This window comes from Mycolicibacterium peregrinum (assembly GCF_001665625.1).
Classification (GTDB): Bacteria; Actinomycetota; Actinomycetes; order Mycobacteriales; family Mycobacteriaceae; genus Mycobacterium; species Mycobacterium peregrinum_B.
In genome coordinates this window covers 1-10,518 of sequence record NZ_LZSY01000010.1, presented here as the reverse complement: position 1 = coordinate 10,518, position 10,518 = coordinate 1, and the positions used below count along the sequence as shown (strand labels likewise).

11 protein-coding genes and 1 pseudogene are annotated in these 10,518 nt (G+C 66.3%); 5 read left to right on the top strand and 7 right to left on the bottom strand.

From position 1 onward, the window contains the following. Positions 1-216, top strand: a pseudogene (locus tag A5779_RS01185) (hypothetical protein); the annotation flags it as partial. Between the two features lie 4 nt (positions 217-220). Here the strand turns inward: A5779_RS01185 and A5779_RS01180 are convergent. From A5779_RS01180 to tnpB, 5 genes are read right to left on the bottom strand one after another with little or no spacing between them, the layout of a single operon-like run. Then, positions 221-907: a CPBP family intramembrane glutamic endopeptidase gene (locus A5779_RS01180; RefSeq protein ID WP_110776773.1), complete on the bottom strand. Its 687-nt coding sequence runs from the start codon at positions 905-907 to the stop codon at positions 221-223. Beyond that, positions 904-1,533: a uracil phosphoribosyltransferase gene (gene upp / locus A5779_RS01175; RefSeq protein ID WP_055114326.1), complete on the bottom strand. Its 630-nt coding sequence runs from the start codon at positions 1,531-1,533 to the stop codon at positions 904-906. The genes A5779_RS01180 and upp overlap by 4 nt, the downstream gene beginning before the upstream one ends. A 10-nt stretch (positions 1,534-1,543) precedes the next feature. Beyond that, on the bottom strand, positions 1,544-2,761 hold the full coding sequence (locus tag A5779_RS01170; RefSeq protein ID WP_064878130.1) for a URC4/urg3 family protein: 1,218 nt from the start codon (positions 2,759-2,761) through the stop codon (positions 1,544-1,546). Then, positions 2,758-4,032, bottom strand: a complete 1,275-nt coding sequence (locus A5779_RS01165; protein WP_064878128.1) for a GTP cyclohydrolase II — start codon at positions 4,030-4,032, stop codon at positions 2,758-2,760. Before A5779_RS01165 ends, A5779_RS01170 begins: the two co-directional genes overlap by 4 nt. 40 nt (positions 4,033-4,072) lie before the next feature. Next, complete coding sequence (gene tnpB, locus A5779_RS01160; protein WP_064878126.1) at positions 4,073-5,581, bottom strand: IS607 family element RNA-guided endonuclease TnpB; 1,509 nt, start codon at positions 5,579-5,581, stop codon at positions 4,073-4,075. A 284-nt stretch (positions 5,582-5,865) separates the two neighbouring features. Here tnpB and A5779_RS01155 point away from each other — a divergent pair, with 284 nt between their 5' ends. Both A5779_RS01155 and A5779_RS01150 read left to right on the top strand, forming a co-directional pair. After that, positions 5,866-6,240 (top strand): NYN domain-containing protein, encoded by a 375-nt coding sequence (locus A5779_RS01155; protein WP_207549008.1) that lies wholly within the window; start codon positions 5,866-5,868, stop codon positions 6,238-6,240. Positions 6,241-6,274: 34 nt separating this feature from the next. Further along, positions 6,275-7,489 (top strand): cytochrome P450, encoded by a 1,215-nt coding sequence (locus A5779_RS01150; protein ID WP_064878132.1) that lies wholly within the window; start codon positions 6,275-6,277, stop codon positions 7,487-7,489. Here the strand turns inward: A5779_RS01150 and A5779_RS01145 are convergent, their stop codons facing one another. Together A5779_RS01145 and A5779_RS01140 are read right to left on the bottom strand one after the other, a co-directional pair. After that, positions 7,490-9,067: a class I adenylate-forming enzyme family protein gene (locus A5779_RS01145; RefSeq protein ID WP_064878122.1), complete on the bottom strand. Its 1,578-nt coding sequence runs from the start codon at positions 9,065-9,067 to the stop codon at positions 7,490-7,492. Between the two features lie 44 nt (positions 9,068-9,111). Beyond that, positions 9,112-9,882 (bottom strand): DUF899 domain-containing protein, encoded by a 771-nt coding sequence (locus tag A5779_RS01140; protein WP_064878120.1) that lies wholly within the window; start codon positions 9,880-9,882, stop codon positions 9,112-9,114. A gap of 104 nt (positions 9,883-9,986) precedes the next feature. Here A5779_RS01140 and A5779_RS01135 point away from each other — a divergent pair, with 104 nt between their 5' ends. Both A5779_RS01135 and A5779_RS01130 read left to right on the top strand, forming a co-directional pair. Further along, complete coding sequence (locus tag A5779_RS01135; protein WP_064878118.1) at positions 9,987-10,319, top strand: ArsR/SmtB family transcription factor; 333 nt, start codon at positions 9,987-9,989, stop codon at positions 10,317-10,319. Next, the coding region (locus tag A5779_RS01130) for an SRPBCC family protein (protein ID WP_207549007.1) at positions 10,316-10,518 on the top strand (203 nt) is incomplete at its 3' end. The genes A5779_RS01135 and A5779_RS01130, both read left to right, overlap by 4 nt.

Genomic DNA, 10,518 nt, shown 5'->3' with positions numbered 1-10,518 from the left:
ATGAACGACATCGTGCGCAAAACCACTTTCGTGGCGTTCTCCGAGGCCGAGATCGACCAGCTCTACTATCTGGCGCAGGAGCACGCCAATCGCGAGGTCGGCGCCGGGCAGGAAGCCTACGACGTCCGGGTCGGTGGATCGGCGACGCCCTTGGTGGGCGATGAATCCAGAATGTCGTGGCCCTCGACGTACAAGGTGCGTGACCGCAAGAGGTAGTACCTCAGCGGTCCGGCATCATCCCCAGCAGTCCGAACATCATCACGAGGCCCGGCAGCAGGTTGGTCACCTGGTGGGCGACGATGCCGCCCCACAAACTTCCGGAGTAGAGCCGCGCCAACGCAATCGGGATGGCGACGACGAGCAGTAGCGGGGCCCGTTCGGGCTCCAGGTGGGCCAGTGCGAACACCAGGGTGGACACGATCACCGCGACGGTGCGTCCCCACCGTTGCTCGAGCGCACCCCACAACAGTCCGCGGTACACCACCTCTTCGCAGATCGGTGCGACGAACGCGACCAGGAGCAGGACGGCAACTGCCAACGGCCAGCCGGTTCGAACGCCCTCGTAGACCCCGCCGACCGCGGAGGTCGCGTCGGGTCCGACGATCGCCTGGTACAGCAACGCGGCGGGCAGTGTGACGAACAGGCCCCCGATGCCGAACGCCAACCCGCGACCGGCGGCACGCCAGGACCACTGCCATCGAAAGTCGATGCGGGGGCCGTTGCCGCGCCATTTCGCGATGGCAACGGCCAGAGTCGCGGCGACGAGTGTCGGTACCCCGATCGCCAGGGTGATCAACCAGGGCGGCGGCGGCCCCGGGGGTGCGAAGATACCGAACGCGGCCGAGCTGAGCAGATAGACGGCCTCGACGGCGATGAAGGCGCCGAGGCCCCAGCGATGTGCGGTCACTTGGTTCCGAAGATGCGGTCACCCGCGTCGCCGACGCCGGGAACGATGTAGCCTTGCTCGTCGAGTTCCCGGTCCAGTGCCGCGGCGTAGATGGGCACGTCCGGGTGTGCCTGCTGCATCGCGGCAACGCCTTCGGGACAGGTCAGCAGACAGACGAATTTGACGGAGCGCGGTGCGTACTCCTTGATGCGGTCGATCGCCGCGACCGCCGAATTGCCGGTGGCAAGCATCGGATCCACGACCACCACGTCACGTTCGTGCAGATCTCCCGGCAGCTTGAAGTAATACTCCACGGCCACGCGGGTCTTCGGATCCCGGTAGAGGCCGATATGGCCGACGCGGGCGCTGGGCATCACGCTGAGCATGCCGTCCAGGATGCCGCTTCCGGCCCGCAAAATGGACACGAACACCAGTTTCTTGCCGTCGATCACGGCTCCGGTAGTGGATTCCAGGGGTGTCTCGATGTCGACGTCGTGGACTGGGATGTCACGCAGCACCTCGTAGCTCATCAGCATCGAGATCTCGTTCAGCAACTGGCGAAATCCTTTGGTGGACACGTCCTTCTGCCGCATCAGCGACAGCTTGTGCTGCACCAACGGATGATCGATGACGTGCAGGTTGCCCATATCGCCGCTCCTAGAAGACCGTGCCGTCACTGATGATGGACAACGGCGGTGCGCCGTCGCGTAGGCGTGCGGCCAGCGCGCGGCCTGTCGCCCAGGTTCCGCCCTCCAGCACACACGCCAGCGGCAGTCGTGGAGCGCCGAGATGGTCGCGGATGAGCGGTGCCAGCTCATCGAGCAGCGCGACGGTCAGTGCCCGCCATTCGACGACGAGTTCGTCGCCCACCGCCCAGTCCTTCTCGGCGAGCGCGGCATCACGTAACCGCAGCACTCCGGTATCCAGCAGCAGACCGCCGTTGCGGTACTCGGGGAGGCCGGTGAGGGCATCGAGTTCGGTGACGGCGACGCCGGCTCGTTCGAACGGTTCCAGCAGGGAGTAGGTCAGCCACTGGGACAGTTTGTGAAACGGCATCCAGCCGCGTGACAGGCCGGGGCCCGGAGTCGCCTGATGCCGCCAGCAGTCGCCGAGTGGTTGACCGCCGATGGTGTTGTCGGTGAGCCACACTCCCGATAGTGCGTCCAACACCGCCGAGAGTAGGTCGTGGGCCGTGACCGTCGGGCCGGTCACCTTGTCGAACAATCCGCCGGGACGGGCGTCCGGCCCGAATACATCAGGGCGAGCGGCCAATTGGGTGCCCAGGCGGCGGAGCAGCTGCACCCGGCCGGTGAGGCCGAGCAATGGATTTCCGAGATCCACCTGAAAAGCGGCCGCCAGGATTTCGTCGTCGAGGCCGCGAAGTGCGCCGGCATCTGCCCGCAGCGGATCGGCAGGATCGCTCGAGAACAATCCGCTGCCGAACGCGTGCCAGCTCGCGACCCCCAGGCCCTCGGAGCGGGTCAGGCGAAGGCCGGTGCCGGGCTCGGTGTAGTGCCAATCAGGTCCGGCGCCGGCGTCGAGCAACACGCTCACCACGGCCAGGTCGATCATCGATCGAGCACGCGACGCGGCATCTGAATCGGCTGTGCGCGAGTCCAACTCGGACCGACGATCCACACCTGCGGCCTCGAAATGACGCCACCTGCCGTGGTAGGGGATGGCGAGTGTCGGGTAGCGGCTGCGGGTGACGTCTGCGACCTCGGCGGCTGCCCGGTCCAGAGCATCGTCATCCACCAGGAACCAGGCGGAGTTGCCGACCCGGGCGCGCTGCAGAAGGTGCTGCGCCCGTTCGCGGATCGCGGTGGTCGTGCGCAGCGTGGCGACTGCGGCCGCGCCGGCCGTGGTCGTGGTCATGGCGTGAGTCCGCGGCCTTTGGCGATCTTCAGTTCGTCGGCGCCCGGCACCGGCCCGGGGGTGAAGTAGCCGGCGGCCATCTTGGCGTCGATCTCCACCCGGGCGTCGGCCGGGATCAGGTCGTCGGGGATGTTGACCCGCTCGCCGACCTCGATCCCGGAACCGGTGATGGCGTCGTATTTCATGTTGCTCATGGACACCAGGCGGTGGATCTTGCGGATTCCCAGCCAGTGCAGGACGTCGGGCATGAGCTCTTGGAACCGCATGTCCTGCACCCCCGCCACGCATTCGGTGCGGGCGAAGTACTGATCGGCGGTGTCGCCGCCGTCCTGGCGCTTGCGTGCGTTGTAGACCAGGAATTTCGTCACCTCGCCGAGTGCGCGGCCCTCCTTGCGTGAATAGGCGACCAAGCCGACCCCGCCGCGCTGGGCACCGGCGATGCATTCCTCGATGGCGTGCGTGAGATAGGGCCGGCACGTGCAGATGTCGGAGCCGAAGACGTCCGAACCGTTGCACTCGTCGTGCACCCTGGCGGTCAGTTCCACGGTCGGATCGGCCAAATCGTGTGGTGCGCCGAAGATGTACACGGTCTGCCCGCCGATCGGCGGCAGGAACACCTCGAGGTCACCGCGGGTCACGAGTTCGGGGTACATCCCGCCGGTCTCCTCGAACAGCACCCGGCGCAGGGCGGTCTCGGTGCAGCCGAACCGGGCTGCGACACCGGGCAGGAACCACACCGGCTCGATGGCTGCCTTCGTCACCAGGGCCGCACCGTTTTCCAGGAGTATCTGGCCGTCGGGATGCAGTCGGCCGGTGGCGATTGCGGTGGCGACCTCCGGCACCATCACATGGGCCTTGGTCACCGCGATGGTCGGCCGGATGTCATAGCCGGCGCCCAGTTCCGCGGCGAACGCGTCAGCGACCATCGCGCCCCACGGATCCAGGCTGACGATCGTCTCGGGTTGGCTCCACTGGGGGTAGGGCCCGATCACATCGGTGGGGGAGGTATTGGTGAGATCGGCACGGTGCTCCGGGGAGAGGGCGCCCGCGGCGACGGCCAGAGCCCGGTACACGCTGTAAGAGCCACTGTGGGTGCCGATCACGTTGCGGTGCGCGCGGGTGGTGGTGGTACCGATCACCGGACCCCGCTCGGCTGCAGTCGGCGCGGCCCAGTGAATGGTCGGGGTACCCGCGACGGCACTGTGTGACGTCAACCGGATATGCCTTGCCTTCGTCGGCTCCGCGGATGCACCACTTGATTCGACGACCATGTCGGTGCCCCTTCCTCCGCGCTCGGCTGAGACAGTCCAGTCAACCGTTGCCTTTTGGTGAGCGTACGTGCGTGTGCTCGTCCAGTAGGCAGCCTCGCCTTGCGGTGAGGCAGTCCCCGTCTGATCCACCGACCCGGTGGTGCGGGGTTGACGCTTCACAGCCTGCTGCCGCACCCGCTGACGCGGGTTCGGTCTTATGCGTGGCTCCACGTCCTGCCACCGGGCCACTCCCGGCGGGACCCTGTTCACCCCGAGTCTGGGGTTCGCCGAGTCGGGCGAGGTTGATTGCGGCGTTGAGATCACGATCGATGCTCACACCACAACTGTCGCACTCGAAGAGCCGGTCGGCCAGAGTGAGGTTTGGCTTTCGCCTCCCACACGCCGAACAGGTCTTCGACGACGGATAGAACCGATCGGCAGCCACCAATTCGCTGCCATACCAGCGGGTCTTGTAGTTGAGCATCTGACGGATCTGCGCCAGGGCCGCATCGGCTAATGCCCGGTTCAAGCCCCGCTTGCGAGCCCCACCCTTGGCACACATCCCCGCAGCGTTGAGTGTTTCGACAACGACCACTTGATGTTGTTGGGCCAGGGTGGTGGTGGCCTTGTGCAGCGCATCGCGACGTACCCCCGCCGCGTGGGCATGGGTCTTTCCGATCCGGTCCTGGGTGGCCCGCCACCGCTTCGACGGCGGCTGTCTGGTGCGTGTCACCGGGTCGAAGGATCCGTGCTGGCGGGCGGCGCGGCGCGCCAGCATCCGGAGCCGGGCCTGGGCTTTGGTCAGCGACTTCGGTGCCGGGACCCGGTCGATCTCGGTGCCGTCGGGGGTCGCTACCACCATCAGACTGTCTGCTTTCACCCCGACGTCGACACCGACGATCGGGTGCTGTGAGGACGGTGCGTGGGCGGGCCGGGTCTTGGCGGCCACCAGGGTCTGAAATGAGCACTGCCACCGCCCGGCGCTGTCTTGGGTGACGGTGGCCGACAGGATCCGTGCCGTGCCGACCTCGATCCGGCGGGCCAGTTTGCGGGTGGATTCATGGGTGCGCAGCGTGCCGACCCTCGGCAGGGTCACGTGGTGGCGATCGAGATCGCAGCGGATGGTGCCGGTGGTGAAGCGCACCGCCCGGCGCGACCGGGCGGTTTTGAACCGGGGAAATCCGACCGATTGTCCGGCGCGCAGCCCGCGCCGCGACGCCGACCAGGCGTCCAACCCGCGCGCCAACCCGTCCAGACCGGTGTTGTAGGCCTCCTTCGAATTGTCGGCCCACCACGGTGCACACGTGGTTTTGCGTTGATTCCACACCTTGCGCAATGCCGGCAACGACCACCCCAACACCGGGGTCAACTCGGGTTCGGCGATGCCGTAACTGCGTTCGGCGGCACGCTGATTCATCACCGCCTTCACCAAAGCCAGCATGTGATTGTGGGCGAACCGGGCCGCCCCGGCATGCGAGGCCAACGCCCGCCTCTGAGCCGGGCTGGGATCTAGGGCGAACTGGTAGGCCTGGACCACCGAGCCCTGGGGCACTTCGAACCTCGCCGCCATGGTCAGCCTTCCTCGCTGCAGCAACCGGGCACTCCGTGGCCGAACGCTTGCCTACCCGTGAGATGAACTCTCCGATCACGATGCTGCACAACCAACATCGTCGCACGCAGTTCCGACATGTGATCAGCGATGGCGTTGCACATCAGCTAACTGCGGTACCCGCTCAGGCAACACACACATCAACAGAAACGGTGGTGCGCTGATACTCACTTGTAGGAACACGAACAGTCCGCAACCCGCGATTCGGCTCGTTCTGTATGCGGTGTGCCCGTACGGTCGGTTGGGTGCGCTGGCTCGTAGACGGCATGAACGTCATCGGCACCCGACCGGACGGCTGGTGGAAGGATCGCCGCAGCGCGATGGCAGGTTTGGTCGAGCGGCTCGAGCGCTGGGCATCGGCCGAGAACCTGCCAGTGACGGTGGTGTTCGAGGGGCCGTCGGCGTCGACGATCGAGTCGGCCGTAGTCGACGTGGCGCACGCTCCACGGGCGCACACGAACTCGGCGGACGACGAGATCGTGCGGTTGGTTCGGGCGGATCCGCGACCCGGTGAGATCACGGTGGTGACATCGGATGGCGGGCTGGCCGCGAGGGTCCGCGACGCGGGCGCGCTGGTCGCGCCCGCCGCCGGATTTCGTGAACTGATCGACCGATTCTGACCCTGCGGGCACGTCGGTGCACTACCGTCACGGCATGTTCGACGATGCGGTAAGCATCAGCGGTGTCGACCTGACCGATCCGGCGGTCTACGAGGCGGGTGTGCCGTTCGCGGCATTCCGGGAACTTCGGCGCCGGGCACCGGTCGCCTGGCATCCGTACTCGGACGGGGCAGGCTTTTGGGCACTCACCGGATACGACGAGGTGCACGCGGTGTCGCGGGACAGCGCCACCTGGTCCTCGCATCGGACCGGAGTGCTCTTCGATGTTCCGCTACCGGAGAATTCGTATCATCTCGACCTGATGATGCTGACCATGGATCCGCCGCGGCACAGCGCACTGCGGACGCTCGTCAGCAAGGGATTCACCCCGCGGCATGTCGCCCAGCTGCGTGAGCGGCTGGGCTGCCTGGCAACCGAGATCGTCGACGGGGTGCTGGCCCGGGGCGAGTGTGAATTCGTGTCCGACATCGCCGGCGCGTTGCCGTCGTATGTGATCGCCGAACTGCTGGGCATCTCTCACGAGGACGGCCGTCGCCTGTATCACCTCACCGAGGCCATGAACTCGGAGCACGTGGGCGAAGCCACGGATACGGTGATGCAGGCGCAGATCGAGATGTTCGAGTACGCCTCGGCACTGGCCCAACGCAAGCGTGCCGAACCGGGCGATGACATCGCGACCGCGCTGCTCAATGCCGAGGTGGACGGTCGGCACCTCACCGACCTCGAGTTCAACATGTTCTTCTTGTTGATGATCAATGCTGGGGGAGACACCACCCGAAACCTGGTGTCGGCGGGCACCTTGGCACTACTGGAGCACCCGGACGAACTCGCTCGACTGGCGGCCGACCCCGGGCTGCTGTCCACGGCGGTCGAGGAGATGCTCCGGTATGTCAGTCCGGTGACGGCGTTCACCCGTACGGCAACGAAAGACACTGAACTGCACGGTGTTCACATCGCCGAAGGGGAGCGCGTGGCGATGTTCTTCCCGTCGGCCAATCGCGACGAGACACAGTTTGTCGATCCCGACCGTTTCGACATCGGCCGAAATCCTAATCCCCACTTGGCCTTCGGTGGTGGCGGGACGCATTTCTGCCTCGGCGCGAACCTCGCCCGGGTGGAGGCGGCAGCCATTTTTCCAGAGATCCTGTACCGGATGAAGGATCTTGAGGTCAGCGGGCCGGTGGAGCGGGTGCGTTCGAATCTGATGAACGGTATCCACTCGATGCCGGTACGGTTCAGCGCGGCGTGATCAGCGGGCAGTCCTGAGCGGTGGCTGAAGGCGGACTGTCTCGATTTCTTCGTCGATGATCAACTGCCGCAAGGTTTTACGGTCGAATTTCCCGCTGGACAGGGTGGGGATCCGTTCGCTGTCGGTCAACGCCCAACGGGTAGGCACCTTGTAGGCGGACAATTGTTCCCGCGCATAGGTGGCCAGGGCCGCCAGGTCGAGGTCCGTGGTCGGCACGACGACTGCGCAGACCTCCTCCCCGCGCTGCGGGTCCTCGATGCCGACGACCACACATTGCGCCACGTCGGCCGACTCGGCGATGACGGCCTCGACCTCCAACGGAGAGACGTTGGCCCCGGCAGCCTTGATCAGATCGGTGGTTCGCCCGACGTAGAACAGTCGGGGGTCGCCGTCGCGCCGGTACACCTTGTCGCCGGTGTGGTACCAGCCGTCGGTGTCGAAGGTTTCCGACCGTTCGCGCTTGTTGTACCCGGCCATCACCCCGATTCCTCGGACCAGCAGTTCGCCGGTCTCCCCGGAAGCGACCGGGGAGCCGTCTTCGTCGACGATGGCCATGTCGGTGAAGGCAAACCCGCCCGCGGTCTCAGACATGGTGCGGTGCACCGGGAATCCGTCGGGCACGTCGGTCATGGCGATGTCCAGCGGGCCGTCGCGCAGCATCGGTGCACTGCTGAGGTCGCGCTGGGCGAACGACGGGTGGTCACGCAGCCGCTGGGTGAATGCCGGCCAGCCCACGATCCCGGTGATCCGTTCCCGCTCAGCAAGATCCAGTGCAGTCTCCGGATCGAGTTTCGGCATGACCACCAGGGTGACCGGCTCGTGTAGGGCGCCGGTGACAGCGAGCAGTCCGCCGATCCAGAAGAACGGCATGGCGCACAGGATTCGGGACCGGTCCTGCGACCCGGTGATCGCTCGGATGGCGGCGGTCCAGGTCGAGGTCTGCCGCACCAGCGTGCCGTGGGTGTGCAGGACGCCTTTGGGATCGGCCGTGGAGCCCGACGTGTGCACCATGATGGCGAGGTCGGCGGGGGATACCTCGGTCTCCGCGGCGGCGAGAACGTCGGCAGATACGACGTCGGCGGCGGCATCGCACCCGCTCGACGCCCACGGCCGGGGGCTGCCGCCGATCACCGCGATGTGACGCAGAAAGGGGGCGGCGGTCAGCGCGAGTCGACTGCCGGAGTGATTGACAAGCTCGGGCAGCGCGGCTTCCAACCGGTCGGCAACATCGATGTTCAGCACCGTGTTGGGGGCGATGAGAAGCCCGATGTCGGCGAGCCGCAACACCTTTGCGATCTCGGCGGGGGTGTAGAGGGTGCTGAGCGGCACGGCCACTGCGCCGATCCGGGATACCGCGAGCCACCACGTCACCCACTCGGCACCGTTGGGGAAGAACAGGCCGACGCGGCTGCCCTTGCCCACCCCTTGGTGCAGCAGCCACCGCGCCAGGCGCGCCGACCGTTGCTCGGCCTCGAGGTAGGTGAGCCGTTCGGTGGGGGTGGTCAGGTAGACGGACTCACCGAACTCGGCGACACTGTGCCGCAGGAGGGCGGGGACGGTCAGCGGGGGTTGCGTCACCCGCCCATCTTCTCAATGGCGGGCGATGGCCTGACCGCGGTGGGTCAGTGGCTTCCGCAGGCCGCGCAGTCGTCGCGCGGCGGGCGTGGATCGCGCGGGTTGTCTGGGTCGGGATCGCCGAACCACCGCGAGGGCTCATGCTCGGGGTAGGTGTCGTGCCATGACCACCACTCGTATGCCTTGGTCTGCGGGTATCCCGGTGGGGAATCCTCCCAGGTTTCCTGTCGGCCGAGTGCGGTCATGTCCAGGAAGTTCCATGTGTTGACGAAAGCCTCGTCGCCCCGGTTGTCGATGAAATAGGTGCGGAATATCCGGTCACCGTCGCGAATGAACGCGTTGGTGCCGTGCCACTCGTCGACCCCGAAGTCCACTTCGAACTCCGCGCCGGGCCTGGGGACCATGGTGTACCAGGGATGACTCCACCCCATGCGTGTCTTGATCCGGGCGATGTCGGCCTGGGACCCGCGCGAGGCGTAGACCAGAGTGGTGTCGCGCGCGTTGAGATGGGCCAGGTTGCCGATGTGGTCGGCCATCAACGAGCAGCCGACGCAACCGTGTTCCGGCCAATCGTCCACACCCGGATCGAGGAACGCCCGGTACACGATCAGCTGGCGTCGTCCGGCGAACAGGTCGAGCAGTGTGGCGCTGCCGTCGGGGCCTTCGAACGCGTAGTCCTTGTCCACCGGCGTCCATGGCATGCGTCGGCGCAACGCCGCGAGCCGGTCCCGTGCGTGGGTGAATTCTTTTTCCTTGACCAGCATTTCGTCGAGTGCGGTCTGCCAGTCGGCGGCCGGCACGATCGGTGGATTCTTCATGGTTGCTCCCGTCGTCAGTCCGTTGCAACGCTCTTCAATCGTTCAACAAATCAGTTGAATAATGTTCCTCGAGGTAACCACGGTCCGCGGCTATAGTCAACAAGGTGGTTGAAGATCAAGTTCTGGACCGCGCGTATTCGGCGCTGGCCGATCCGACCCGTCGCCGGCTGTTGGAGGCACTCCGTGCGGGCGACGCCCGCATCAGCGACCTGGCTGCCCCGTTGCCGATGACCTTCGCCGGTGTCTCGCGCCATATCGGGGTGTTGGAGGCCGCGGGTCTGGTACAGCGCGAGATCCGAGGTCGAGAGCACTGGGTCTCGCTCAAACAGGACGGGTTGACCATGGCTCAGCAGTGGATGACCGAGCAGACGGACTTCTGGTCGAGTCGCGCGGATGCGCTGGCCGCCCGGTTGCGGCGGAAGGCAGATTCCCGATGACCGACGCGCCGACGGTCCGTGTGCGGCGTTTGATGCCCGCGGCGCCCGATGTGGTGTTCGACGAATGGCTCGACCCCGAGTCGCTGCGGGAATGGATGTGCCCGCGGCCGGTGTACTGCGTCGGAGTGGCGGTCGAGCCTCGCGTCGGTGGGATCGTGCGCTTCGACATCGACGATTCCGGTTCGAGCGTGCTGATCAC